We start from the raw sequence: 25719 nt of genomic DNA, 5'->3' as shown, positions 1-25719 counted from the left end.
TCTGTACCAGCGCTCTCGGGAGGACCTGCCGTGACCGTCAGTCTTGAGCAGTTGCGCCGCTGCCACGTCGCCGTCGACCTCGGGGCCGCGAGGACCCGCGTCTACGTGAAGGGAGCCGGACTGGTCGTCGACGAACCCAGCGTCGCCGCCGTCAACACACGCACCGGCGCCCTCATCGCCGTCGGCACCTTCGCCGAGCGGATGACCGGCCGCACGCCCGACTACATCCGCGTCGTGCGCCCCGTCTCCGGCGGCACCGTCGTCGACATCGAGATGGCCCAGCGGATGCTGCGCCACCTCCTCGGCGAGAAGCTGCGCCGCGCCCTGCGCCGCAAGCCGCGGCTCCGCGCCGCCTGCTGCACCCCGCACGACGCCGACCCGCTGGCCCAGCGCGCGGCCGTCGAGACGATGGTCGGACTGGGCGCACGGCGCGTCGAACTGGTCGACACCCTGATCGCGGCGGCCGTCGGCTGCGGCCTGCCCGTGGAGCAGCCGACCGCGACGATGATCATGGTGTGCGGGGCGGCGGCCACCCAGGTCGCGGTCCTCTCCCTCGGCTCGATCGTCACCGCCGAGCGGATCCCCGTCGGCGGCGAGGCCATCGACCACGCGGTGGTCCAGCACCTGCGCCACGCCCACGAGCTGATGCTGCCGAGCCAGGCCGTCCGTCCCCTCCAGCTGGCCCTGCACGGCAACGGCATCACCCCCGACGGGCCCGCCTCCACCCTGATCCACGGCCGCGACGTGGCCACGGGGCTCGCCCGCTCCGTCCACGTGGACACCGCCGCCGTCCGGGACGCCATCCACACCCCGCTGACGGCCGTCCTCGACGGCATCGGCAAGGTGCTGCGCGACTGCCCGCCGGACCTGGTCGCGGACCTGACGGACCGGGGGATCATGATGGTGGGCGGCAGCGCCCTGCTGCCGGGGCTGGACCAGATGCTGAGGGATTCGACCGGAATGCCCGTGGCCATCGCGGAACGGCCCGACGTGTGCGCCGTCATGGGTCTCGGCGCGATGCTCGAAGGGAAGATCGCCCCGATGGTCCTCAACCCGCTGGCCGAATGAGGCAGGAGCCTGCCGCCGAAGGGACGGGTGGTCCGGGGTCCGCGCCGGGTTCCGGTGCCGGGCCGGGGCCGGGGGCGGAGTCCGGGACGCGCGGGCTGGTGGCCGGCGCGACGCCGTCCGGCCTCCCGGTGCTGCTGGACGCCGTCCTCAGCGTCGGCTCGGAGCTGGAGCTCCAGTCCACCCTCCAGCACGTCGTGGACTCCGCCACCGACCTGTGCGGGGCCCGCTACGGAGCGCTCGGGGTCGTCGACCCCGAGCGCGGCCGGCTCACCCGGCTGTTCACCTCCGGGATGACCGAGGCCGAACGGGCGGCGATCCCCCGGCTGCCCGACGGCCGCACCGGCGTGCTCGGTGCGCTGATCACCGACCCCCGGCCGCTGCGGCTGGACGACCTCGCGCAGGACCCCCGCTCGGCCGGCCTGCCGCCCGGGCACCCGCCCATGCACAGCTTCCTCGGCGTGCCGATCAGGGTGCACACCGAGGTCTTCGGGAACCTCTACCTCACGGAGAAGGCCGGCGGCGGCCCCTTCACGGACGAGGACCTCACCCTGGTGCGGGTCCTGGCCTCGCAGGCCGGCATAGCGATCGGCAACGCCCGGCTGTTCGAGACCGCCCGCCGCCGGGAGCGCTGGATCGAGGGCGCGGCCGCCGTGACCACCACCCTGCTGGCGGGGCGGCCGGCGGCCGACGCCCTGATGTGCGTCGCCGAACGGGCCCGGCTGCTGGCGGACGCGGCGGCCGGCGTGGTGCTCCAGCCGACACCGGAGGGCGGCATGGAGATCGTGGCCGCCTCCACGCAGGGAGACCCCGGCGACCTGATCGGCACCACCATCGCGCCGGGTTCGCCGGTGCTGGTGCAACTGCTGGGCGGGGAACCCGTCTTCATAGAGGACTCGGCGACCGACCCCCGGATGACCACGCACGTCCGCAAGCGGTTCGGGCCGAGCATGATGCTCCCCCTCCAGAGCGGCGGCCAGCTGATCGGCACCCTCGCCCTGCCCAGGGCCCGGGGCGGGCGCCCGTACGACGCCGTCGACCGGCTGCTGGCCTCGCAGTTCGCCTCGCAGGCGGCCCTGGCGCTCGTCCTGGCGGACGCGCAGCACGACCGCGAGCAGCTCGCCGTCTACGAGGACCGCGACCGCATCGCCCGCGACCTGCACGACCTCGTGGTCCAGCGGCTGTTCGCGACGGAGATGATGCTGGAGAGCACCCGGCGCCGGTCCTCGAACGCGCCGACGGGGGACGCGGCGGACGTCGGCGACGAGCTGAGCCGGGCCGTGGACGAGCTCGACTCCACCATCCAGGAGGTCCGCACGGCCATCTTCGCCCTCCAGCAGCCCCCGACGGACGCCCCGACGACCTTCCGGGGACGGGTGCTGCGGGAGACCGGCGGAGCCGCCGTCCTGCTGGGCTTCCAGCCGTCGGTCCACTTCGCGGGGGCGGTCGACGCGCTGCTCCCGGACCGGGTGACGGACGCCCTCCTGGCCACTCTCCGCAGCGCCCTGGCAGCGGCCCACCGCCGCAGCGGGGTCACGGCGATCGCGGTCGAGGTGGACGCCACTGCCTCCCGCGTCCGCCTCACGGTCTCGGACGACGGCCCCACGGACACGGGCGCGAGGGGGACGACGGTGACGTGGGAGTCGGCGCTGTAGGGGGCCGGCGGGGGCTCCCGGCGTGAGCACGATGAGACTGACGGAAACCCCCACCCCTCTCTGAGAGAGCTCCAGGGGACACCGCCCCTCCCCCGCGCCGGCCGGCAGTCCAGCGCCTCCCGGCGGGATCCCGCCGGGAGGCGGGTGGGCAAACACCGCCCGGGGCCCCGACCCCTCGGGGCGGGAAAGCGGCCCCCGGCGCCTCGGGCCGGCCGTGGCGGGCCCCCGCCACGGGCCCCCGCGCTCCGTCCCCACCGCCTACGCTGGCCGCGTGACGACCCGCCTCTCGGCCCGTGCCGCCATCGCCGCCCTGACCGACCCCGGGAGCTTCGCCGAGCTGCCCGCGCCCGCCGCGGAGTACCCCGACGACGACGGGCCGCTCGGCTGGGCCGGGTACGACGCCTCGCGGGCCCGGGCCGGTGCGCGGACCGGGGAGCGGGAGTCCGTCGTCACCGGGACCGCCCGCATCGGCGGGCACGAAGCCGCCCTCGTCTCCTTCGAGTTCGGGTTCCTCGGGGGCAGCCTCGGCCGGCGTACCGGCGACCGGCTGGAGGCCGCGTACGCGCACGCCCGCGAGCGCCGCCTGCCGCTGGTCTCCCTGATCGCCACCGGCGGCTCCCGCATGCAGGAGGGGATGCTCGCGCTGGCGCAGCTCCAGCGCGTGGCCCGCCAGTGCGTGCTGACCCGGGCCGCCGGGCTCCCGCAGATCGCGGTGCTGCGCGACCCCACCACCGGTGGCGGGTGGGCCACCCTCGGGGCGGGGGCCGACGTGGTGCTGGCGCTGCCCGGGGCGCAGGTCGGCTTCGCCGGGTCCCGGGTGCGGCCGGCGGACGCCGATCCGGCGGCCTACACCGCCGAGGGGCAGTACGACGCCGGGCACGTCGACGCCGTCGTCCCCGCGGCGGAGCTGCCCGCGGCGCTCGGGGACTGGCTGCGGGTGCTGGCCGCGCCCCGGGCCGGCGTCCCCGTCGAGCCCCCGGCCGCGCTGGGCGCCGTCACGCCCCCGCTGACCGGCTGGGACGCCGTCCGGCAGGCCCGGCGCCCCGAGCGCCCCCGGGCGCAGGCGTACCTGGACGCGTACTTCGGGCTGCGGCTGCCGCTGCGCGGGGACCGGGCCGGGGCCTTCGACTCCGGGATGCTGTGCGGGTTCGGGCTGCGGGACGGGCGGGCGGTGGCGTACGCGGCCCAGTGCGGCACCGCCACCCGCCCGGCGGGCTACCGTACGGCGGCCCGCGTGATCCGCCTCGCGGACCGGCTCGGCGTCCCGGTGCTCACCCTGGTCGACACCCCGGGCGCGGCCAACGACGCCGCCGCCGAGCACGCGGGCGCCGGCCCGGCCATCGCGGACTGCTTCGCGGCGGTCGCGGAGGCCACCGTTCCGGTGACGACCCTGCTGATCGGCGAGGGCGGCTCGGGCGGGGCGCTCGCCCTGGCCGCGCCGGGCAACACCTGGGTGACCCCGGACAGCTACTTCTCGGTGATCGCCCCCGAGCTGGCGGCGGCCATCCTCAAGCGGCCCGCCGAAGAGGCCCCCGCCACGGCGGACCAGCTCCGCATCCGCCCCCAGGACCTGGTGGACCTCGGCGTGGCGCGGGGCGTCGTCGGACCGCAGGCCCGCCGGTAGGCGGGCCCACCGGCCTCCGCCCCTGGGAGACTGACGGCATGGCACATGACGACACGCCCGTCCCGAAGACGGCCGAACTCTTCGAGGGCGGAGCCAACGGCTGGGGCCTGCGCGGCGATCCGCACGTCTGGCAGGCGCTCCACGACACCCTGGCCGGTACGGACCTCCCGGCTTCGGCCGACGCGGTCGCCCGGCTCCTGTACACGACGTTCGACGAGCTCGTGGAGGTCGACCTCCTCGGCGAGCAGGCACCGTACGTGTACCGGGAGCGGTACGCCCACGGCGGGATGTCGAGCGGAATGGTCCATCTCGGTACGTGGCGGCGGAAGTTGCTGCCGCTGCTCGTGGAGCGCGCCGAGCGGCTGCTGGCAGCCCGCTCCCGGCCGGTCCGCTGACGGCGGGGCGGGGGCGGGCCCCCGCTGTCCCCTGCGGGCCGGGTGGTCTGCTGCGGGAGTTCGTTGTCGTCGCTGGCCGGCAGGAGCCGGACGCGGCCCGCGCCGTCATGGCCGAGGAGCCGGGCGGTGATCTCGGACTCGCGGGTGAAGCCCCGTTCCAGCACGATCAGCCGTCCGTCCCGGGTCGGTGCGAGTGCGGCGATGCCGCGGCCCGCGTCGACGCGGGGTAGGCGTACTGCCGCCCGAGGACGAACTCCCCGCCCGGGCGCCGTTCCCGGGTCTGGATCCGCTGGAGGGTGCGCCCCTGCCCGTCCTTGCCGTCCGCGGCCGGCGGGCCCTCCGGTGCCGCGACCAGGGTGCGTCCGCCGGGCAGGAGGGTGAGGGACTCGAAGGTCCGGTTGACGGCGGCCCGGCCCTCGGGCGCGGTCCGCGGCGCCCCGGCCTCCCTACGGCTGCGGCGACCGCGAGTCGTAGCGGGCGAAGGAACGCCACCGGGCGGACAGCAGGCCCAGGACGGCCACGCACGCGAGGCCGCCGCCGGTGACGGCGACGGTCGGGGAGGCGAGGTCGCCCACGGTTCCGGCCAGGAAGTCGCCGAGGCGGGGCCCGCCCGCGACGACGACGATGAACACGCCCTGGAGCCGGCCCCGCATGCCGTCCGGGGTCGCGGTCTGCATCATCGTGGAGCGGAACACCATCGAGATGGTGTCGGCGCACCCGGCCAGCGCGAGGAAGAGCAGCCCGAGCCAGAGGTTGCGGGTCAGCCCGAACACGGCGATGGCCAGCCCCCACGCGGCGACGGACAGCAGGATCGCCAGCCCGTGCCGCCGGATCCGCCCCTGCCAGCCGGAGAACAGCCCGCCGAGCAGCGCGCCCACGGCGGGGGCGGCGACCAGCAGGCCGACGGTCCTGGCGTCGCCGCCGTACCAGAGGACGGCGATGGCCGGGAACAGCGCCTTCGGCTGCGCGAAGATCATCGCGGCCATGTCGGAGAAGAAGGTCATCCGGATGTTGGGCGTGGTCCCGAGGAAGCGCAGCCCGTCCATCACCGAGGCCCGCCCCTTGCGCCCCTCCGGCAGCATCGCGGGCAGCCGCCACATGGCGTAGAGGGCGGCGACGAAGGTCACGACGTCGATCAGGTACGCGGCCTGGTAGCCCCACCAGCCGACGATCAGCCCGCCCAGCACCGGGCCGAGCATGGTGCCGGAGGTCATGGTGACGGAGCCCAGCGCGTTCGCGGCGGGGAGCTGCTCGGGCGGCAGCAGCTTCGGGATCATGGCCGAGCGGGCCGGCCCGTTCAGCGCCCCGCAGACGGCCTGGAGGGCGACGACGGTGTAGAGCAGCCAGACCCGGTGGTAGTCGAGCAGGGCCGCGGCCGCCAGGCCGGCGGACAGCACGGTGAGCCCGGTCTGGCTGTAGAGGCCGAGCTTGCGCCGGTCCACGGTGTCGGCGATGGCGCCGCCGTACAGGCCGAAGGCGACCAGCGGGACGAGGGAGAAGAGGCCGACCAGCCCGACGGAGAAGCTGGAGCCGGTGATCTCGTAGACCTGGAGCGAGATCGCCAGGGCCGTCATGGCCTGGCCCATCCAGGAGATGGTGCCGCCCACCCACAGCCGTCTGTAGTGGGCGGAGGTGCGCAGCGGTGTCAGGTCGGCGAATATGCGCCGCTTCGGTCGGGGCGGGGAGGCGGTACCGGTCACACGGGATGGTAACCGGGCCCTTCTAGGGCGCTCCTGGAGCCCGGAGGGCGTTCATACGGGCATCACGCGCGCGCAACGCGCGACCGCACACCCGCACCGCCCGACCCACCCGGACCGGTGATTTCAGTACCCGACCGCTCTTGCCGCTAACTCGCCATTATCACCCGACATTTGACCGGATCGGCGTTGCATCCCGGCCGTCTGTTCGGCTCATGATGAAAGACTCGTATGTCCAGGGAGGCGTAGTGATCGATCCTGGCAACAGCACCACGAGCACCAGTGACACCGGCCCCGCGGGCCACGGCCTGCGCACCGCGAGCGGTGTCACCACCCCCCTCACGGTCGGGGTCGAGGAAGAGTTCCTGCTCGTCGACGACCGCACCCTGCGCGTCGTCCCGGCCGCGCCGCTCGTCCTCGCCACCGCGGCCGGGCTCCCCCAGCAGCTGCACCCCGAGGGGACCCGGTACCAGGTGGAGATCTCCACCCCGGTCGCCGACTCGGCGACCGGCCTGCGCGAGGAGCTCGCCGCCCTGCGGCGGACCCTCGCCGCGGCGGCCCGTGAGCACGGCTGCCGCCTGCTGGCCGCGCCCTCGCCCGTCGTGGCCGTCGAAGGGCCGCTGCACCTGACCGACGACGAGCCGCGCCAGCGCGAGCAGCACCGCCGCTTCGGCGCGCTGACCGACACCCTGGTCAGCTGCGGCCGCCACATCCACATCGGCACCCTCGACGTGGACACGGCGGTGGCGGTGTCCAACCGGGTCCGGCCCTGGCTGCCCACGCTGATCGCGCTGGCCGCCAACTCCCCCTTCTGGAACGGCCGTGACACCGGCCACTCCAGCTGGCGGGCGATGGCCTGGGCGGGCTGGCCCTCGGCCGGCCCGCCCCCGCACTTCCCGTCCACGGCCCATTTCCGGCGCTCGGTGCAGACCCTGCTCGGCTCCGGGGCCGCCCTGGACACCAAGATGGTCTACTGGGACCTCCGCCCCTCCGGGAACTGGCCGACGCTCGAGATCCGGGCACCCGACATGTCCCCGGACATCGACACGGCCGTGCTCCAGGCCGAGCTGGGCCGCGCCCTGGTCTCCTCGGCGCTGCGCGACATCGCGGAGCAGCGGCCCGAACGGCCCGTACGGGACGAGGTACTGCGTCTCGCGCGGTGGAGGGCGGCGCACGACGGCCTGGAGGGCTTCGGCCTGGACCCGTACACGGGCGCCGAGCTCCCGGCGGCCGACCTGGCGGAGGCCCTGCTCGACCTGGTCGCCCCGGACCTGGCCGCCGCCGGCGACCTGGACCACGCGGCGAAGACCCTCGGCGGACTGCTGCGCGACGGCTCGGGCGCGGCCCGCCAGCGCTCGGCGTTCGCCCGCCGCCAGGACCTGACGGACGTCCTGCGCCACCTGGTGGAGGAGACGGAGAACGCCTGAGTCCTCCCGGAGGACCGAAAGGCCGCAGGCGCAGACCTCTCCGCCTGCGGCCGGTCCTGCCGGCCGGAAGCCGACACCGTGGTGCGGGGCGACGGAGTCGCTACGACGGCGGGCGGAGGTAGGCGCCGATGTACGCGGCGCTCGGCGACCCCAGGCCGGTGGTGTTGTCGAACCCCTTCGACGCCCCGAGGCGGGCCGCGCCTTCGCCGTTCCTTCCGGTGGTCGCGAGGTAGGTCGACCACGGGCCTGTCTCGTTGGCCTGGTCCTCATAACGGTTCACGGTCCAGGCCACGGGGTGATCCGCGCCCAGAGGGGTGTCCGTGACGTCGGTGATCGCGCCCGACCCGTGCAGAAGGTACAGGGCCGGGTTCGCGAAGCCCAGAGCCCGCCCGCCGCCGGCCTGCTGCACCAGAGCCTGCATCCCGGCGAACAGCGGGCAGGACAGGCTCGTACCGCCCGAGCGCCGTTCGCCGTAGTGCAGGTCCTTGCCGTCGGCCGTAGCGGTGGTTTCACCCACGAGCATGCCCGTCAGCGGATCGGCCACCAGCGCGATGTCGGGAACGACGCGCATGGCACGCTTCCCGGTCACGCCTCCGGGGAGCGCCTTGCTCAGCGCTTCCGGCACGACCGGGGCCTGGTACCAGGGTTGTTCGTACATGATGCTGGTCCCGCCTCCTGTTCCCGCGACCCAGTCCCGCGGGTAGTCGCCCGGTGGAACGGCCCTCCATGTCCTGGCGTCGGCTCTGGCGGCGACACGGTACTGGCCCCAGCTCGTCTCGTGGGCGTAGGCACCGTCGGCACCTACGCTCAGGGAGGTACCGCCCACGGCGGTGACCAGGGGATCCGAGGCGGGGTAGTCCACTTGGAGCCGCCGGGACCCGCTGGCCCGCCCGGGACCGGTCGACGGATCCTCGTAGCCGGCGTCTCCGGACGCAACGTAGAAGCCGATCCCTTCGATGGCCCCCTGTTCGAAGACGCTGTGTGAGATGAGGCGTTCCTGCACCCCGTAGCCGTCCGTCGTCTCACCCCACGAGCAGCTGACGACGTCCGCCAGACGCAGGTCGACCACCTTCAGGAGGGCTTCGTTGAATGCGCTCGGGGTGCAGTTGCGCGCACCGACGTACACGATGTCCGCCTCCGGCGCCATCCCGTGCACGGCTTGGACGTCCTTCGTCTGCTCCCCGTACCAGGTGTTCGCGGAACAGCTGTCCAGCTGGTCCCAGACCTGGCTGTTGACCTCCCGGTACTGGCCCGGGCGCAGCGGTTCGCCGTGATCGTGCGCGTACCGCTCCAGGTCGGCCGCCATGGTGGGTGAGGTGTAGGCGTTGACGACGGCGATGGTGACACCCTTGCCCGTCATTCCGGGGTCGCGCACTCCGTAGGCTTCCCGGAGCTGCTCGGGTGTGTAGCCGCAGGGAGCCCAGGACACCACACGGCCGTCGGCTCCGGTGAACCCGCTGGGCTCCTCCTTGCCCACGGGACTGCACGGTCCTGGCGCACTGGGCTGAGGGCCCGGTGCCGGGAGTTCCGCAACGGCCGGGTGAGCCGTGTCCAGTCGGTCGAGTCCGGTCACCGTCAGGACGGCGGAGGCGAGCTCGTGCGGGATCGTGGGCGTCCGCGCGGGTGCGGTACCGCTCCGCCCGTGATCGTCGTAGGTGTGGAAGGGCACGGCGAGCGCCTTCTCCATCGCGCCCACCGGCCCTGAGACGCTGATGTAGTGAGCGGTCGTCTCCGTGGTCTTCAGCCCGTTCTTCCCGGCCCAGGCAGCCACCTGCTGCGACTGCACGGCGGAAGGGCCGAAGCGTTCTTGGAATTCCGCCGGTGTGAGGAAGTGCCGGTAGAGGGGGTCGCGCGGCGTGGAAACCGCCTGGGCATAACGGGTGGCGGCCTTCGGGTCGCGCCCCGCCAGCCAGATCCGTGCTTCGACGATCCCCTCCTCGGCCGCCTCCCCGCGGTCGGAGCCGGACATGGCCCAGGCGGGCCTTGCGATCGGCAAGGGTGTCCTGGCTTCCCCCGAGCCGACCAACCCTCCTGGTGCCAGGACGACCGTGCCAGTGACCAGCGGCAGGGCGATCGCACCGGCGAGGCCTGCCCGCTTCCGCCATCGGTTACGCATGTCGGCCGGCCTCCATGGGGTCGAGCTGGTTCTCGTCGGCGCGGGAGCCCCGCAGGAACATCGACGCATAGGTGCGTCCGAGGAGGAGGAGCTCATCGTGGCTGCCGCGCTCGGAGATCCTGCCGCCCTCGAGCACGACGATCTCGTCGGCGTCCCGCGTGGTGGAGAGGCGGTGCGCAATGGTGATCACCGTGCGCCCTGCCGCGAGAGTGTCCAGGGCCCGCTGGACCGACAGCTCGGTCTGGCTGTCCAGTGCACTGGTCGCCTCGTCCAGCACCAGGACGGGCGGGTTGCGGAGCAGGGTTCTGGCTATGGCTATCCGCTGGCGCTCCCCGCCCGACATGCGCAGCCCTCGCTGGCCGACGACCGTGTCGTATCCGTCGGGAAGCCCCTCGATCAGATGATGGATCTGTGCGGCCTTGGCCGCTTCGACGAGCTCCTGGTCGGTGGCTTCCGGTTTGGCGAAGCGGAGGTTCTCGGCGATCGACGCGTGGAACAGATAGGTCTCCTGGGACACGACTCCGATGCTCGAAGTGAGCGTGTGCGAGGCGAGCTTCCTCAGGTCGACACCATCGAGGGTGATGCGGCCGCCGGTGACGTCGTACAGCCTCGCGACGAGATAGCCGATGGTGGTCTTCCCGGCGCCCGTCTCGCCGACGACGGCCAGGCTGCCGCCCGCGGGGACGGTTATGTCGATTCCGCTCAGCGTCGGAGTGTCACCGTAGGAGAAGTCGACGTCCTCGAAACGGATGTGGCCCTCCACCTCTGCCAGTCGGACAGGCTCTTCCGGCTCGGCGATCGTCTTGGGGAGGTCCAGATACTCGAAGACGCGCTCGAAGAGGGCCAGGGATCCCTGGAGGGCCACACCGACACCCAGCAATGACAAGGTCGGACCGAAGAGCCCCTGCTGCAGGGAGACGAAGGCAATCAGCGTGCCGAGCGAAATGGCTGCGTGGCCATGGGCCGCGGTCATCCCGCTCGACCAGTAGATCAGGACCGGCATCAACGACATGACCGTTTGAATGACCGACTGACGCCATCGTCCCGCCATGCTGGACTGCACCTGCAGGTCGCAGAGGGCTCGCGATGCGGCGATGAAATCCTCGGACAGCTCCTTGGACCGGCCCATGGTGCGGCTGAGCAGGATGCCGCTCACCGACAGTCGCTCCTCGACCATCGCCGACATGGAAGCCATCTGCCGCTGCCGCTGCCGGATGAAGATGCGCCGGAGTTCACCCACTCGCCGACTGATCATGACGAACAGGGGAAGCACGGAGAAGGACAACAGGGCCAGGCGCCAGTCCATGATCAGAAGAGCGATGGAGCTCGCGAGGACGGTCGTCAGGCTGGAGACCAGCGAACTGACGGTCGAGGTCACCGTCGCCTGCATGGCGCCGATGTCGTTCGCGATCCGCGACTGGACCTCACCGGTCCGCGTCCTGGTGAAGAACGCGAGCGGGAGTTCCTGCAGGTGCGCATATATCTGCGACCGCAGATCGTGCATGACACGCTGGCCGACCGAGGTCGAGATGTAGGACTCCAGGACGGATATCACACTACCGGTGACAGAGGCCAGCGACATTCCGAGCGCGAGCGCCGAAAGCAGCCCCGTACGCCCCTGAGGAAGGGCCGTGTCGAAGAGCTCCCGCACCATGATCGGAACCGTCAGCGCAATGAGGGACGCACTGGCGATGAGAATGACGACGACGAAGAGCCGACCTCGGTAGGGCCGGAAAAGACGGATGATGCGGCGCACTGGAGCCCGGGTGGGCTTTTCCAGGAGGAAATCCTGCCTCATCCGCCTACCCCACCTTCCAGCTCATTTGCGTACCACCAGATCAGCTTGTTTATGCCATACGTTCCGGGCACCTCCTCCTCGAGGAGATGCATCTCGACCAGCCATTCAAGGGAGTCGGCGATTCCATCCGCGCTCGGCCTTCCCTCGGGAAATAGGTCGACCACACGACCGAATTCGAAATGAGCAGCACCCAGCCGGGCCAGACGCACGAACACCTCAGCCACCACCGGCGGAAGGTTGCGATAGGACCAGGAAAGGAGGGCCCGCACGCTGGAATGCGGATCACCGGGAGCATCGAAGGCACTGAGTGGCGTTTTTCTGGACACGAGCCGGGCGGCGAAGCCCGTCCGGCAGATGCACTGCCGGCGCCGGACGCGTTCGGCCACGAGTCGAATGGCCAGCGGGCTGCCGTCGCAGAAGGCCAGCAACGCGTCGACCTCGTCGCGGCAGTGGGAACCTACCGCTCCGGCCAGCGACTCGAACAGCTCGAGGGCTTCCCCGCCGGGCAGGTAGCCGACGCGGTGGCGGTGCACGCCGTTGCGTACCACCAGTCCCGTCATGGCGTTCCTGCTGGTGATGACGACGCGGCAGTTCGGCGCGCCGGTCAGCAGCGGACGGACCTGCTCCACCGTGGCGGCGTTGTCGAGGACGATCAGCGACCTGCGGTCGGCGAGCGACGCGCGGAACATGGCCGAGCATTCCTCAAGGGTCAGCGGAATCTGATGATCCGGGACACCGTTGGCTCGCAGGAGCCTGCGGAGCACATGCTCAGGGCTCAGAGCCGGCCTCGCATCGAATCCACGTAAGTCCGCATACAGGACTTCACTGGAAAAACTCGCCGCCCGGTCATGCGCCCAGCGCAGCGCAACCGCCGTTTTACCCACTCCGGGGCCGCCGGACAAAAGAGTGACGGCAGCCCCTCCATCGCAATCACCGAGGCGCATGTCCAGCCAGTCCAGCACATCACGGCGCCCCACGAAGCCAGTCGGCTCCGGCGGCAGGTGAACGAGACCGGGCTTCATTCCGTTGTGGCACCTCTCGGGACCGTGGAAGCGGTCACGTGAACGGCGGCTTCGCGCCTGAGGCGGCATGTAGACCGATCCGATCAGTTCGGCGGTGGCGTTTTCGCTGAGCCCCATGCCTTCGGCCACGAGTTTGAGCGACTGGCGGTAGGGTCGGCGCGTAGAGCCGCGCTCGATATCACGAATCGCCCGGACGCTCAAACCAGAATTTTCCGCCAGCTGTTCCTGAGTAAGCCCCGATTCCACGCGTAGCCGCTTGATATCCATGCCTATATCCCCCATGAATATGCACGCTACACGGGCTCCTTCATCTGAATGGTCAATTTCAGGCAAAGCTGCTGGTGAGTGGCGTGGAGCGGTTCGGCGGGTCTCGGGCGACCGGCTTCCTAAAGCCGGTCGCCCGCCTGATCCACGCGACCCCTCGCCAGGCGTCGAACCGGGTCAGAAGGTGAGGAGTCCCTCGCGGAGGAAGGTCTGCAGCAGGAGCATGCGACCCGGCTGGTCCAGGCGGCCCGGCAGGTCGGCGGCGCTGAAGGCGCCGCCCTGGTGCCCGGCGAGCCAGCGGACCTCCCGCTCGACCTGCCGCGGCAGGGCCACGGACTTGTTGTGGAACGCCACGGTCACCTGGGTGTCCGTGACCGCGGTGTGCGAGACGACTCCCGGCCGGCGCCGTACCGGCGTGGCAGGTGTCAGATCGCGGACGCGCTCCAGGTCGAGCAGATGTCCGCCGAGGGAAGGCGAGTTGACCGACACGGACTGCGTCACCGTCTCTTCGATCGCCCGCTCCGCGGACAGCCCCTCCTGGAGGACCCCCACGAGCTGCCGCAGGCGCTCCACGGCAGCGCGCTGGATGTCTTCGTCACCGGCGAGACCGGCCGGAACGCCCTGCCGGAACCGGACGTCCTCGTCGAAGAGCTTCTCCATCGCGCTCTGCAGGACGTTCGCCCAGCGGAGCGAATGGACACCGATGGTCAGGTGGACGGACGCCTCGTCGTTCGACGTGGCCGCGTGCACCACGCCGCGGGGGAGGTAGAGGAAGTCCCCGCGCTTCAGCGTGAGCTCCCGCTCGGGTACCGCGTCACCCGGGATCTCGTCCCCGAACTTGGGCCGTCCGGCCAACGGCAGCTCGTAGGGAGCGCCGTAGAGCCTCCACTGCTTGCTGCCGTGGACCTGGGCCACGAGGACGTCGTGGGTGTCGTAGTGGGGCTTGAAGCCCTGGGCCTTGCCGGCGGGCGTCAGGTAGACGTTGACCTGGAACCCGGCGCCGAGCTCGGCCCCGAGGGCGTGGGTCAGCCTCTGCAGCGGCGCCCAGCGGTCGTCCAGGGAGTTCAGGACGACCGTGGATCCCCGCCGGTAGTGGTCGTAGATCGCTTCCAGCGTGTTGGCGCGGCCATGGGGCCCTCGCTGCGCCATCGCCTCGATCGGCGTCTCCTCGCCGTCCACCACGACACGGATGGTCTCGAAGCCGGGACCGGCCATCATCAGGAGCTGGTCCACATCGTCGAGCGTGAGCAGGTCGCCGTAGTGGTCCGGGGCATCCCGCTCGATGTGGAGGGGCTCCTTCTCCCAGTGATCGCGGAGGAAGAGCTCGGGTTCCACCGGGTCGATCAGGCGGGACAGGCCGAAGACGGCTTCGGGTGACGTCTCGTGACTGCTCATGTTCTTCCATCCTCCTGTTCATCGCCTCGGGGTACCGCCCGGGCGCGTTGTTCCAGCAGCTTGCGGACGGTCACGTCGTAGGCGAGCCGTTCCAGGCGTTGTACGTCGAGTGGGAAAAGGCGGTTCATGTGCATGTGGACGACCGAACGGAAGATCTCCTCTGCGACGGCCTCCGGAATCGGAGCCCCGTCGTGCGTGCTCCGCCGGAGCCTGCCCAGTACCGCAAGGATCTGTCCGGAGGTGGTGTGCTCTGCGAGGAAGGCGTCGAGCGGTTCCCGCACGTCCCGGAAGTACGCGCCGTATCTGCTCCCCAGCCGTCCGCCCTTCTCCCGCGGGCCGACCCGACGGCGCAGGACACCGATCAGCTGCTCTTCGCCCGGCGAATCGCCGTAGAATCCCCGAACCCAGCCGAGAAGGGCGGATACGGCGTGAAAGAGCCGGAGCTCTTCCGAGGGTGATTCCGCCAGCAGGTCGCTGACCAGGTCGCTGTCGAGGGCGAACAGCTCCTCCGCGAGGGAGATGCCCTGCGGGCCCCCGTATCGCACGGTTTCCGGCACGTAGCGGTCCGTACACGCTCTGCTGACGAGTCCCTGGGCCCGGAGCTCCTGGCCGAGCTCTTCAAGCGCCATGAAGACGGCCGCACGGTCTTCTGCGCATGCGGGGCGAACGCGGATGCGCACATGATGTCCGCCTTCGCCGTAACGGAGGAAGAACCAACTCGACACTTGTCCGCGCGAGCGCAGCCGGTCGACCCGGCTCCTCGCCCGCACGATCACCGAGTCCGCGGTGAAACTGCTGCAGTAGTACTTCCAATAGACCCATTCGTCCCCTGGAACAGGGGCGGCGAACACGGTGCGTCCGCGTGTACCGGCAGGCCTCGGTCCCTTCAAGGGGATGCAGACCTCCGCCACATGGCGGCCGCGCGGGCCGCTCACGGCCGGGCTCTCCACCTGGGGAACCTCACTGAACGCGAGTCGCCCCCGGCCGGCCGCCTTCTCGACGACGGCCTTCACGGCCTGCGGGGAGTCGAGGTTGACGGCCAGTACACGGTCGCCCGTGCCGCATCCGACCCAACGCCGGTCACCCAACCCCGGAAGCAGGTCACGCAGGACCGCCGCGGGGTTCGCCGAAGCGAGCAGGCGCCGAACGCTTTCGGGCCCGACCGTCCAGCGTTCCGGGCGGACGATGACCCGGCCGCAGGTCACACGGGGCAAGTGGGAGAGCATGGACAGTCCTCCCCAGTGCCACCCCACCGACCGAACGCCGCTGATGTGGGCGAGGAGGCGGAACTGCGGGTCGTTCGCCCGGAAGTCCACGGAGTGGGTCGAGTTGAGCTCCAGGACCACGCGACGGCCCGAAGCCGCCTCGCGCAGGGTGAAGCCGCGCTCGCCGAGGCTCAGCCGTAGCGAGCCCAGGTCCAGCGCGCCGCCTTCCGCGCCTCTCAGCGCGAGCGCCCGGGCATGGACGGCAGGCCGGAGAAGGACGTTGCCGATCCGTCCCCCAGGTGTGTGCACCAGCTCGGCGACGATCGGATCGTCGTCCTCGTGCCCCGCGGCGGCGAGCCACTGGTGCAGGGCCTGCTCGCGTTCCGGCCGCGACACGGCGAACCTGGCCAACGAGGCCAGGGGCGCTCGCTCCTGCCCGCTGAGCAGGACTGCGTCGAAGGCGTTCTCGTGGTTGTCCAGCAGTGCCGCCTGGACCGACCTGGCCACTCCGCGCTCCGCTGCCGGATGCGCCTCGATGTCGTAGGGCCGGCCCGTCTCACGCCAGTGGTCGTAGGCGCGGAGGGCCGCCTCGGGCACACGCACCTCCCTGCGGGAGGTCCCCGGCCCGACCACTCCGGCCCTGCCGGCGAGCGCCGAACCCGCCGAGAGGGTCGTGTCCATGAGACCGGTGCGAAAGTCCAGCACCTCTCCCAGCGGGACCTCACCGCCCTCGTAACGGCGTTGGAATTCCTCTCGGAAATCGGCGAGGGGATCCGGCTCGGCAAAAAGGATCTGGAGGCGGCGCAGGGTCCGGTCGAGTGACTCGGCCAGTTCGCTCTCGACGTTGCTCCGAGTCGTCGTGAAGTCCAGATCGACATGGAAGCGAGCCTTGTCAGGTATTTTCGCAACGCCAGGAATTCCGCATGCCTCCCAGGCGGAATTCAGGCGGCCAGTGGAGACCTGTACAGCCGGCCGGGGGCCACAGACGGCCGAGACGAGACGCTGCAGGGAATCAGCCGCTTCCGAAGCGCCGTGGCTGCGAAGGATTCGCAGCGCAAGCTCGTGCGGTTCGCGGCCGGGTTCGAGCAGTCGAGGACTCTGACGCCCAGTGGCAGAGGTGACCACGGCCTCAAGCGCCGCCATGTCGATCCGGACGAAGGCCTGGTGCTCTGCGCGGTCCGCAAGCGTCAGCGACCGGTTCTCGGCCGTCTGCACGAACGCGGTGCCGGCCAGCAGGCCGAACGGCGTGGCCCGACTCGCCATCCTGGTCGCGTACCGCTCCACCGCCGCGCTCGCGTTGCGACCCGAACCCGTGGTCAGCGCGGTACCGGCCGCCAGGCCGATCGCCTGTTCGATGAATTCATCGGCCAGGCGATCGGCCCCGAAAGCCGGCCCTGAAATCTCGTCGACGCTCAGGCTGGCTGCCCTAAGGAGTACGACGGTTGATTCCATTACTCGACTTCCTTTACTTGCCGATCAACACGAGGAGAACGGGGTGGATTTACCAGTCCCGGTCGTCCACGCCGTCCTCGTTCCAGTGGGCGAGGGAGAAGTCCCGGCCTCCCCGGTCGGCGTCGTTCGGCGTCACCACACCGGTCGGGTAGGCGATTTCGATGCTCGAAGCATCGAGCGAGTACTCCTCGTTCATGAGTGCTCCCCCTTCTGAATGGCGGCCGCAAGCCAACCCTGCGGCCCTTCGATCTCGATTCTGTTCCCCGCCCCACCACGCCACCAGGCACTCCGAGAGGCAGACTCTCCGGCGAAGTCACCGGCGGGATGAACGATGCTGCCGGGGCCTGCGCAGACAAGCGGCGCGGACCGCAGTCCCTCGAAATCGACCTGGAGGGCTTCGGCGCCGACGGCCACCGAGACGCAGGCCGAGATCGGACAACGGGCCCTGCGCCCGGTGCGGTTGCGACGGCGGTGTGAAGCGGTACGGCAGCTGCAACGGGTGCCGCGGGCAGGCTCACGCCCGGTGGGCGGACTCCGTGGGCCGGGGCTGATCGAGGCACGGCGTCCAGGGCACGGCCACGCTGACGAGCGCCGCGTCCGGCTTCGCCTTCCAGCCGGCCCGTGGCGGTACCCCTCCTCCGCTCCGGCTTCGACGCCTGTCAGGAGCCGGGACTCCTGACAGGGCAGCCGGAACCGGTTCCGCAGCGACCTCGCCTGACCCCTTTCGGGGCCGGTCTCAGAGCCAGCCCCGCTGGGCGGCCCGCAGGCCGGCCTCGAAGCGGCTGGTGGCGTTGAGGCGTTCCATCAGCCCGGACATCTGGCGGCGGACGGTGCGCAGGGAGACCCCGAGCCGCTTGCCGGCGGCCTCGTCGGTCAGCCCGGAGGCCAGCAGCTTGAGGAGTTCCCGCTCGCCGGCGGTGATGCCGTCCTCCGGGGCCTGCTCGCGGGCGGCGCCGAGCGGGACGGCGGTCTCCCAGGTCTGCTCGAAGAGGGTGACGAGCGAGGCCACGATGCCGGGGGCGGTGGTGCACAGCGCGCCCAGCCGGGAGTTCGCGGGGTCGATGGGGACCACGGCGGTCTTCCGGTCGAAGACCACCAGGCGGGGCGGCAGGACCGGGCTGGTGCGGACCTGGCCGCCCCGGTCGGTGGTCCACTGGGCGTAGGCGAGGGTGGCCTGGTCGTTGCGGGCGCTGTCCTGGTAGACGACCCGCATCTGGATGCCGCGGGCCAGCGCCTCCTCGTCCAGCGGCTTCGAGGCGTCCATGCTGGCCTGGGACTGGGCGCCGCCGGGCATGATCGCCAGGCATTCCCCGGTGAGCCCGCGGCCGAGGACCTCCAGACGGGACTGGATGGCGTCGAGGCCCACGAGCCGTTCCGCGCCGTCGGTCTCGGTGTTCGGCCGCAGCCCCGCGAACTCGGCGACGGCGCGTGCCGCGGCCGCCTTGCTCAGTGCCAGCTCCTGCTGGCGGCGGAGCAGGTCCTCCTCCTGGCGGCGCAGGATCTGCTCCAGCCCCGCCTCGGGGCTGACGGCCCGCAGCCCGCCCGTGTTCTCCCGGGAGGGGGTGAGCAGGTCGAGGTCGACGAGCCGGTCCAGCCCCTCGCGCACCCGGCCCTCGGTCATGCCGAGGCGGACACAGAGTTCCGCCACTCCCCCGGTCGGATCCGCGAGCATCTCGCGGTAGACGGCCTCGACGTGCGTGTCCAGTCCCAACGCTTCCAGCATGTGTGTGCCCCCCGGCCCCGATCGTGTCGGCGGACGGCTGTCCGACGACTCAAGCGATCTTAAAGGTGTGCAGGTCACAGGCCGTAGATGTCACCATGCTGCCAGTCACTTTGGTGCCGTCCCGAACCCCTTCTGCGGGCTCCCGCGGACCAGCAGGATGGTGTTCACCGGGACGGCGGGGCACGGAGCCCCACCCCAGGCCAGGGCCGCAAGGCCGGACCGGTGCAGCGCGCAGACCCACCGCTCCAGCCGACCGTGCTCGTCCCAGGGGGATTCCATGTCTCGCACCGCCCGCCTCGCCGCCGCCGCCGTCCTCACCGCCCTGCTGTCCGCCACCGCGACCGCCACGGCCACCGCGGTGGAGCACGGCCCGGGCGTCATCGGCTGGGACTCGGTCCGCGCCTCGGCCCCGGCCACCGCGAAGGTGATCGGCTGGGACTCGGCGCCGATGGACAAGAAGGTCATCGGCTGGGACTGACCTCCCCCCGACCGGTCCGGCACACGAAGGCGGCCCCCCGGGGCCGCCTTCGCCGCGTCATGGCGCGCGTCACACGCCGTCCGGACCCGGCCGCCGGGCCCGGACGCAGAAGTGCCCCGGCCCCGGAAGTTCCGGGTCGGGGCACTGATCGCGCTGGTCGCAACGTTTCTGCGACACGGGCCTCGTGGTGGGGCGGGTGGGACTCGAACCCACGGCCGACGGATTATGAGTCCGCTGCTCTAACCGGCTGAGCTACCGCCCCTTCACGGCGTGGCGCGTACATGTGTGCGCGCCGTCTGCCGCAGCATAGCCGCTCATACGATCTCCTGCTTCGGATGCCCCGCATGATCGGCTTCGCACGTCCAGAGAGACCGCGCTGGAAGCTGCCCGGTTCCAGGTCCGGGGCAAAAAGAAAGAGGACCCGACCGGGTCCTCTTCCCTTCCTGCTCCCCCGACTGGACTCGAACCAGTAACCTGCCGGTTAACAGCCGGCTGCTCTGCCAATTGAGCTACAGGGGACCGCGCTCCCCCGACTGGACTCGAACCAGTAACCTGCCGGTTAACAGCCGGCTGCTCTGCCAATTGAGCTACAGGGGATTGCTGCGGTGCCACGAACAGCCCACCTCCGGCCTTGCCGGGGGGCGAGCGCCCGTTGCGAGTCATAGATTAGCGCAAGCAGGGGGGTGCTCCGCCAATCGGTATCGCCAGCCGGCCGGGCACCGACACGACGAAGGGTGGCAGGCATGCGGTACAAGGTCACGTTCCTCGCCGGAGTGGCCCTCGGCTACGTGGTGGGAACCGCCGCGGGGCGCGAGCGCTACGAGGAGATGAAGAAGTCCGCCCGGCGCTTGGTGCAGAACCCGGTGGTGCGCAACGCCGCCGAGACGGCGGGGCAGAACGGGCGGGCGTTCGCGGGCAAGGCGTTCACCGCCGTCGGCGGCAAGGTCGGCGACGCCCTGCCGCCCTCCGTGGCCAGGCGGGTGCCCGGACTGCGGGACCGGGGGCAGGGGTCCGAGGACGAGTGGGGAACCAGCAACACCTGACCCTCCTGGCAGGGCCGTTCGGTGGGGCAGAATTCTCCGCATGGGGATAGTCGCCGGGCTGGACAGCTCTTCCACCTTCACTCGCATCGTCGTCTGCGACACGGACACGGGCGCCGTACTGCGCCAGGGCTACGCACCCCATCCGCAGCCGGCGGGCGAGGCGGACCCCCACGAGACCGACCCGCAGGCCTGGCTGCTCTCCCTCGGCGAGGCCGCCGGCGGAGGGCTGCTGGAGGGCGTCCAGGCCATCGGGGTCTCCGCGCGGCGCGGCCTGCTGGCACTGGACGCACAGGGCGGGCCGGTCCGGCCCGCCCTGGTCGGCAACGACCGGCGCGGGCAGGTCGCCGCGGCCGAGCTGATCGAGGCGCTCGGCGGCAAGGCCGCCTGGACGGCGGCCGTGGGCTCGGTCCCGCACCCCGCCCAGCCGATCGTGAAGCTCGCCTGGCTGGCCCGTACCGACCCCGAGGCCGCGCGCCGGGTGGCGGTGCTGATGTCCCCGCACGACTGGCTCGTCTGGCAGTTGCTGGGCCGGCCCGCCCGCCGCACCACCGACCGGGCCGACGCCTCCGGGACCGGGTACTGGTCGGCGGCCACCGGCTCCTACCGGCCGGACCTGGTCGAGCTGGCGCTCGGCCACCAGGCGCTGCTGCCCGAGGTGCTCGGCCCGTGCGACGCGGCCGGGATGACCCCGGAGGGGCTGCTGATCTCCGCCGGGACCGGGGAGACCACGGCCGCCGTGCTCGGGCTGGGCCTGGGTCCGGGGGACGCGGTGGTCTCGCTGGGGGCCACCGGTTCGGTGATGGCCGTGCACCACGAGGTCCTCGCCGAGCCGGGCGGGCTGATCACCTCCCTCGCCGACGCCGGCGGCATGCACCTGCCGGTGGTGAACACCTCCAACGCCGTACGGACCCTGCGCGGCACCGCCGACATGCTGGGCACCGACCTGGAGGGGCTGAGCGCGCTCGCGCTGAAGTCGACGCCGGGCGCCCACGGGCTCGTGCTCCTGCCGTACCTGGAGGGGGAGCGCACCCCGCACCTGCCCTACACGGCCGGGACCCTCTCCGGGCTGCGCCGGGACTCGATGAAGCCGGAGCACCTGGCGCGGGCCGCGTTCGAGGGGATGCTGTGCGGGCTGGTCGACGCCCTCGACGTGCTGCGGCACCGGGGCGTGGGGATCCGGCGGGTGTTCCTGCTGGGCGCGGCGGCCGAGCTGCCCGCCGTACAGGCCGCCGCGCCGGGGCTGTTCGGGACGCAGGTCGTCGTGCCCGCCCCGGCGGACTACGCGGCGCTGGGCGCGGCCCGGCAGGCGGCGTGGGCGCTCGGGGTGCAGCAGGGCACGCTGGCCCCGCACACCCCGCCGCTGTGGCCGGCGCCGGCCGCGCAGGTCTTCGAGCCGGGCGAGGAGTTCGCGGCCTGGCAGGCGGTGCGCCAGCAGTACGTCACGACGCGGGAGCAGCTGCACCCGGGGGCCTTCTGAGCGGGGAGTGACAGCATGTGCGCCCGGTCCGCAAGCCCTTGCGCGTGCGGGTTCTGGCAGCAAGGGGACCTTGGCATGAAGAGGCCTCCTCCTTTTGACCCGGCTTTGCGAAAAGCGGTAGGGATCAAGCCTGCGCTTGGCACAAGATGGAGTGAACCCCCTCGATCTTGCCTACCGGAGCCTGCGCGTGCTCATACGACTTCTGCGGACGTACCTGCGTCCGCACCGGAAACCCATCGCCGCACTGGTGCTGCTGCAACTCCTGCAGACCAGTGCGAGCCTCTACCTGCCCACGCTCAACGCCGACATCATCGACCACGGTGTCGTCAGCGGTGACACGGGTTACATCCTGCGCTTCGGCGCACTGATGCTCGGTGTCTCGCTCGTCCAGCTCGTCTGCAACGTCGGGGCCGTCTACTTCGGTGCGCGGACCGCCGCCGCGCTGGGCCGGGACCTCCGCGCCGCCGTCTTCGACCGGGTGCAGAGCTTCTCCGCCCGCGAGCTGGGCCAGTTCGGCGCACCGTCGCTGATCACCCGTACGACCAACGACGTCCAGCAGGTCCAGATGCTGGCGCTGCTGACCTTCACGCTGATGGTCTCGGCGCCGATCATGTGCATCGGCGGCATCGCCATGGCGCTCTCCCTGGACGTGAAGCTGTCGGGCGTGCTGCTCGCCGTGGTCCCGGTGCTGGGCATCTCGGTCGGCGCGATCGTCTGGAAGACGCGTCCGCTGTTCCGCCGGATGCAGGAGCGGCTCGACGTGGTCAACCGGGTGCTGCGCGAGCAGATCACCGGCAACCGCGTGATCCGCGCCTTCGTCCGCGACGGCTACGAGGAGGAGCGTTTCCGCGGGGCGAACACCGAGCTGACCGGCGTCTCGCTGGCCTCCGGCCGGCTGCTCGCGCTGATGTTCCCCGTCGTCATCCTGGTCGTGAACATCTCCAGCGTGGCCGTCATCTGGTTCGGCGCGATGCGCGTGGACGGCCGGGAGATGGAGATCGGCCAGCTGACGGCCTTCCTCGCCTACCTGATGCAGATCGTGATGGCCGTGATGATGGCCACCTTCATGTTCATGATGGTGCCGCGCGCCGAGGTCTGCGCGGAGCGCATCCAGGAGGTCCTGGACACCGAGTCCAGCGTGGTCCCGCCCGCGGACCCGGTGCGTTCGGTGTCCCTGCGCGGCCGGCTGGAGCTGCGCGGCGCCGACTTCCACTACCCGGGCGCCGAGGCGCCGGTGCTGCGCGGGGTGGACCTGGTGGCCCGCCCCGGTGAGACCACGGCGGTGATCGGCTCCACCGGCAGCGGCAAGTCCACGCTGCTGGGCCTGGTGCCCCGGCTGTTCGACGCGACCGGCGGCGAGGTGCTCGTCGACGGCGAGGACGTGCGCCGGCTGGACCCGCAGCTGCTGGCCCGGACGGTCGGCATGGTCCCGCAGAAGCCGTACCTGTTCTCCGGGACCGTGGCCTCGAACCTGCGCTACGGGCGCCCGGACGCGACGGACGAGGAGCTGTGGCGGGCCCTGGAGGTGGCCCAGGCCAAGGACTTCGTCTCGGAGCTGGAGCACGGCCTCGAAGCGCCCATCACCCAGGGCGGGACGAACGTCTCCGGCGGCCAGCGCCAGCGCCTGGCGATCGCCCGCACGCTGGTGCAGCGCCCGGAGATCTACCTCTTCGACGACTCCTTCTCGGCCCTGGACTACGCGACGGACGCGGCACTGCGCGCGGCGCTGGCCCGTGAGACGGAGGAGGCGACGGTGGTCATCGTCGCCCAGCGGGTCTCCACGATCCGCGACGCCGACCGGATCATCGTCCTCGACGAGGGCCGGGTGGTCGGCGAGGGCCGCCACCACGAGCTGATGGCCGGCAACGAGACCTACCGGGAGATCGTGCTCTCCCAGCTGACGGAGGCGGAGGCCGCATGAGCGGGCCCGGAGGACGGATGATGACGGGCTCGCCCCAGAGGTCCATGGACTTCAAGGGGTCGGGCAAGCGGCTGCTGGGGCAGCTGGCGCGGGACAAGGCGAAGCTGTGGGGCATGGTCGCGGCCGTGGTCGGCAGCGTCGCCTGTTCGGTGGTCGGGCCGAAGATCCTGGGCGAGGCCACGGACCTGGTGTTCGCGGGGATCGTCGGCCGGGAGATGCCCGAGGGCCTCACCAAGGAGCAGGCGCTGGAGGGGCTGCGCGCCCAGGGGCACGGCGGCATGGCGGACATGCTGGCGAGCACCGACTTCACGCCGGGCGAGGGCATCGACTTCGGCGCCGTCGGGGTCGTGTCGCTCTGGGCGCTGGCGGTCTTCGTCATGGCGGCCCTGCTGATGCTGGTCGCCACGAGGCTGTCGAACCTCGTGCAGAACGGCATGGTGTACCGGATGCGCGAGGAGCTCCAGGCGAAGCTGTCGCGGCTGCCGCTGTCGTACTTCGACCAGCAGAAGCGCGGCGAGGTGCTGAGCCGGGCGACGAACGACATCGACAACATCGGGCAGACCCTCCAGCAGACGCTGGGTCAGCTGATGAACTCGCTGCTGACGATCGTCGGCGTGCTGGCGATGATGTTCTGGATCTCGCCCCTGCTGGCGCTGGTCGCGCTGGCGACCGTACCGGTGGCCATGGTGGTCGCGGCGAAGATCGGCAAGAAGTCGCAGCCGCAGTTCGTGGCCCAGTGGAAGAGCACCGGCGCGCTGAACGCCCACATCGAGGAGATGTACTCCGGCCACGCGCTGGTGAAGGTCTTCGGGCGGCAGAAGGAGTCGGCGGAGGTCTTCGCCGAGCAGAACGAGGAGCTGTACCGGGCCTCGTTCAAGGCGCAGCTGGTCAGCGGCATCATGCAGCCGGTGATGTTCTTCGTCTCGAACATCAACTACGTGCTGGTGGCGGTCGTCGGCGGTCTGCGGGTGGCCTCGGGCACCCTGTCGATCGGTGACGTGCAGGCGTTCATCCAGTACTCGCGCCAGTTCTCGATGCCGCTGACGCAGGTGGCCTCGATGGCGAACCTGGTGCAGTCCGGCGTCGCCTCGGCGGAGCGGGTGTACGAGCTGATGGACGCGCCCGAGCAGGAGCCGGACGCCGAGGTCCCGGAGCGTCCGCAGGAGCTGCGCGGGCAGGTCGTCCTCGACAAGGTGGCCTTCCGCTACGAGCCGGACAAGCCGCTGATCGAGAACCTGTCGCTGCGCGTGGAGCCGGGCCAGACGGTCGCGATCGTCGGCCCGACCGGCGCGGGCAAGACCACGCTGGTCAACCTGCTGATGCGGTTCTACGAGGTCACCGGCGGCGAGATCGCCCTCGACGGGGTGGACATCGCGAAGATGACCCGTGAGGAGCTGCGCTCCGGGATCGGCATGGTCCTCCAGGACACCTGGCTGTTCGGCGGGACCATCGCGGAGAACATCGCGTACGGCGCCTCGCGCGAGGTCACGCGGGCCGAGATCGAGGAGGCCGCGCGGGCGGCGCACGCGGACCGGTTCGTCCGTACGCTGCCCGACGGCTACGACACGGTGCTCGACGACGAGGGCGCGGGCGTCAGCGCGGGCGAGAAGCAGCTGATCACGATCGCCCGGGCGTTCCTGTCGGACCCGGTGATCCTGGTGCTGGACGAGGCGACGAGCTCGGTGGACACCCGTACCGAGGTGCTGATCCAGAAGGCGATGGCCCGCCTGGCGCACGGCCGGACGTCCTTCGTGATCGCGCACCGCCTGTCGACGATCCGCGACGCCGACGTGATCCTGGTGATGGAGAGCGGCTCGATCGTGGAGCAGGGAACGCACCAGGAGCTGCTGGACGCGGACGGCGCGTACGCGCGGCTGTACGCGGCGCAGTTCGCGCAGGCGGTGGCCGAGGTCGACTGACCGGGTCACGCGCGAGCGGGTGGGGGCGTCCTTCGGGGCGCCC

At 71.5% G+C, this 25719-nt stretch carries 18 protein-coding genes, 3 tRNA genes and 1 pseudogene; 10 read left to right on the top strand and 12 right to left on the bottom strand.

All coding sequences use genetic code 11. From position 1 onward, the window contains the following. Window positions 1–30: 30 nt before the first annotated feature. The 4 genes from AB0469_RS22110 (at window position 31) to AB0469_RS22095 (ending at window position 4739) form a co-directional block, all read left to right on the top strand. On the top strand, window positions 31–1068 hold the full coding sequence (locus tag AB0469_RS22110) for a rod shape-determining protein (RefSeq protein ID WP_366453121.1): 1038 nt from the start codon (window positions 31–33) through the stop codon (window positions 1066–1068). Beyond that, entirely contained in the window at window positions 1065–2720 is a 1656-nt protein-coding gene (locus AB0469_RS22105) for a GAF domain-containing protein (RefSeq protein WP_366453120.1), read from the top strand. Before AB0469_RS22110 ends, AB0469_RS22105 begins: the two co-directional genes overlap by 4 nt. 271 nt (window positions 2721–2991) lie before the next feature. Then, complete coding sequence (locus AB0469_RS22100; RefSeq protein WP_366453119.1) at window positions 2992–4344, top strand: carboxyl transferase domain-containing protein; 1353 nt, start codon at window positions 2992–2994, stop codon at window positions 4342–4344. Window positions 4345–4382: 38 nt separating this feature from the next. Next, window positions 4383–4739, top strand: coding sequence for a hypothetical protein (locus tag AB0469_RS22095; protein ID WP_366453118.1), 357 nt, complete (start codon window positions 4383–4385; stop codon window positions 4737–4739). Window positions 4740–4905: 166 nt separating this feature from the next. On the opposite strand, the pseudogene AB0469_RS22090 reads toward AB0469_RS22095, so the two are convergent. Both AB0469_RS22090 and AB0469_RS22085 read right to left on the bottom strand, forming a co-directional pair. Then, window positions 4906–5124, bottom strand: a pseudogene (locus AB0469_RS22090) (hypothetical protein); the annotation flags it as partial. 61 nt (window positions 5125–5185) lie between these two features. Next, window positions 5186–6439, bottom strand: a complete 1254-nt coding sequence (locus AB0469_RS22085; RefSeq protein WP_366453117.1) for an MFS transporter — start codon at window positions 6437–6439, stop codon at window positions 5186–5188. Window positions 6440–6684: 245 nt separating this feature from the next. On the opposite strand from AB0469_RS22085, the gene AB0469_RS22080 reads away from it, so the two are divergent. Continuing rightward, the gene (locus AB0469_RS22080) at window positions 6685–7863 is read left to right on the top strand and encodes a glutamate--cysteine ligase (protein WP_366453116.1); all 1179 of its coding nucleotides are present in this window, start codon (window positions 6685–6687) and stop codon (window positions 7861–7863) included. A gap of 100 nt (window positions 7864–7963) precedes the next feature. On the opposite strand, the gene AB0469_RS22075 is transcribed toward AB0469_RS22080, so the two are convergent. From AB0469_RS22075 to AB0469_RS22045, 7 genes are all read right to left on the bottom strand, one after another. Beyond that, on the bottom strand, window positions 7964–9859 hold the full coding sequence (locus AB0469_RS22075) for a S53 family peptidase (protein WP_366453115.1): 1896 nt from the start codon (window positions 9857–9859) through the stop codon (window positions 7964–7966). 112 nt (window positions 9860–9971) lie between these two features. Then, entirely contained in the window at window positions 9972–11777 is a 1806-nt protein-coding gene (locus tag AB0469_RS22070; RefSeq protein ID WP_366453114.1) for an ABC transporter ATP-binding protein, read from the bottom strand. Further along, the gene (locus AB0469_RS22065) at window positions 11774–13066 is read right to left on the bottom strand and encodes a helix-turn-helix domain-containing protein (protein ID WP_366453113.1); all 1293 of its coding nucleotides are present in this window, start codon (window positions 13064–13066) and stop codon (window positions 11774–11776) included. The genes AB0469_RS22070 and AB0469_RS22065 overlap by 4 nt, the downstream gene beginning before the upstream one ends. A 174-nt stretch (window positions 13067–13240) precedes the next feature. Continuing rightward, window positions 13241–14458 carry a cupin domain-containing protein gene (locus AB0469_RS22060; protein WP_366453112.1) on the bottom strand — a complete coding sequence of 406 codons (1218 nt, stop codon included), beginning with the start codon at window positions 14456–14458 and terminating at the stop codon, window positions 13241–13243. Continuing rightward, a complete protein-coding gene (locus tag AB0469_RS22055) occupies window positions 14455–17115 on the bottom strand; it encodes a thiopeptide-type bacteriocin biosynthesis protein (protein ID WP_366453111.1) in 2661 nt (886 codons plus the stop codon). Before AB0469_RS22055 ends, AB0469_RS22060 begins: the two co-directional genes overlap by 4 nt. A 49-nt stretch (window positions 17116–17164) precedes the next feature. Further along, window positions 17165–17311 (bottom strand): hypothetical protein, encoded by a 147-nt coding sequence (locus AB0469_RS22050; RefSeq protein WP_366453110.1) that lies wholly within the window; start codon window positions 17309–17311, stop codon window positions 17165–17167. A 540-nt stretch (window positions 17312–17851) separates the two neighbouring features. Then, window positions 17852–18838 carry a LuxR C-terminal-related transcriptional regulator gene (locus AB0469_RS22045; protein WP_366453109.1) on the bottom strand — a complete coding sequence of 329 codons (987 nt, stop codon included), beginning with the start codon at window positions 18836–18838 and terminating at the stop codon, window positions 17852–17854. 277 nt (window positions 18839–19115) lie between these two features. Here AB0469_RS22045 and AB0469_RS22040 point away from each other — a divergent pair, with 277 nt between their 5' ends. Further along, entirely contained in the window at window positions 19116–19316 is a 201-nt protein-coding gene (locus AB0469_RS22040) for a hypothetical protein (protein ID WP_366453108.1), read from the top strand. A 185-nt stretch (window positions 19317–19501) separates the two neighbouring features. Here AB0469_RS22040 and AB0469_RS22035 read toward each other — a convergent pair. The 3 genes from AB0469_RS22035 to AB0469_RS22025 form a co-directional block, all read right to left on the bottom strand. After that, window positions 19502–19578: transfer RNA gene (locus AB0469_RS22035), tRNA-Ile, on the bottom strand. Between the two features lie 184 nt (window positions 19579–19762). Continuing rightward, a tRNA-Asn gene (locus AB0469_RS22030) sits at window positions 19763–19835 on the bottom strand. A gap of 5 nt (window positions 19836–19840) precedes the next feature. Then, window positions 19841–19913, bottom strand: a tRNA-Asn gene (locus AB0469_RS22025). Between the two features lie 146 nt (window positions 19914–20059). Between AB0469_RS22025 and AB0469_RS22020 the strand changes: the two genes are divergently transcribed. The 4 genes from AB0469_RS22020 to AB0469_RS22005 all read left to right on the top strand — a co-directional run bounded on the left by AB0469_RS22020 (window position 20060) and on the right by AB0469_RS22005 (window position 25676). Further along, entirely contained in the window at window positions 20060–20359 is a 300-nt protein-coding gene (locus tag AB0469_RS22020; protein ID WP_366453107.1) for a YtxH domain-containing protein, read from the top strand. Between the two features lie 40 nt (window positions 20360–20399). Then, window positions 20400–21836: an FGGY family carbohydrate kinase gene (locus AB0469_RS22015; protein ID WP_366453106.1), complete on the top strand. Its 1437-nt coding sequence runs from the start codon at window positions 20400–20402 to the stop codon at window positions 21834–21836. Between the two features lie 187 nt (window positions 21837–22023). Continuing rightward, window positions 22024–23757, top strand: coding sequence for an ABC transporter ATP-binding protein (locus tag AB0469_RS22010; protein WP_366453105.1), 1734 nt, complete (start codon window positions 22024–22026; stop codon window positions 23755–23757). Then, window positions 23754–25676 carry an ABC transporter ATP-binding protein gene (locus AB0469_RS22005; protein ID WP_366453104.1) on the top strand — a complete coding sequence of 641 codons (1923 nt, stop codon included), beginning with the start codon at window positions 23754–23756 and terminating at the stop codon, window positions 25674–25676. Before AB0469_RS22010 ends, AB0469_RS22005 begins: the two co-directional genes overlap by 4 nt. Window positions 25677–25719 lie beyond the last annotated feature (43 nt).

Origin of the sequence: Streptomyces sp. NPDC093801 (genome assembly GCF_040701585.1) — a bacterium.
Lineage (GTDB): Bacteria > Actinomycetota > Actinomycetes > Streptomycetales > Streptomycetaceae > Streptomyces.
Note: the sequence above shows the minus strand (reverse complement) of the source record. Positions and strands in the feature narration are given on the sequence as shown.

Coding starts and splice junctions, on each gene's coding strand:
- AB0469_RS22045 (WP_366453109.1), bottom strand. CDS start 18,838: ATGCTGGAAGCGTTGGGACTGGACACGCACGTCGAGGCCGTCTACCGC.
- AB0469_RS22105 (WP_366453120.1), top strand. CDS start 1,065: ATGAGGCAGGAGCCTGCCGCCGAAGGGACGGGTGGTCCGGGGTCCGCG.
- AB0469_RS22015 (WP_366453106.1), top strand. CDS start 20,400: ATGGGGATAGTCGCCGGGCTGGACAGCTCTTCCACCTTCACTCGCATC.
- AB0469_RS22020 (WP_366453107.1), top strand. CDS start 20,060: ATGCGGTACAAGGTCACGTTCCTCGCCGGAGTGGCCCTCGGCTACGTG.
- AB0469_RS22040 (WP_366453108.1), top strand. CDS start 19,116: ATGTCTCGCACCGCCCGCCTCGCCGCCGCCGCCGTCCTCACCGCCCTG.
- AB0469_RS22095 (WP_366453118.1), top strand. CDS start 4,383: ATGGCACATGACGACACGCCCGTCCCGAAGACGGCCGAACTCTTCGAG.
- AB0469_RS22070 (WP_366453114.1), bottom strand. CDS start 11,777: ATGAGGCAGGATTTCCTCCTGGAAAAGCCCACCCGGGCTCCAGTGCGC.
- AB0469_RS22055 (WP_366453111.1), bottom strand. CDS start 17,115: ATGGAATCAACCGTCGTACTCCTTAGGGCAGCCAGCCTGAGCGTCGAC.
- AB0469_RS22005 (WP_366453104.1), top strand. CDS start 23,754: ATGAGCGGGCCCGGAGGACGGATGATGACGGGCTCGCCCCAGAGGTCC.
- AB0469_RS22050 (WP_366453110.1), bottom strand. CDS start 17,311: ATGAACGAGGAGTACTCGCTCGATGCTTCGAGCATCGAAATCGCCTAC.
- AB0469_RS22060 (WP_366453112.1), bottom strand. CDS start 14,458: ATGAGCAGTCACGAGACGTCACCCGAAGCCGTCTTCGGCCTGTCCCGC.
- AB0469_RS22065 (WP_366453113.1), bottom strand. CDS start 13,066: ATGGATATCAAGCGGCTACGCGTGGAATCGGGGCTTACTCAGGAACAG.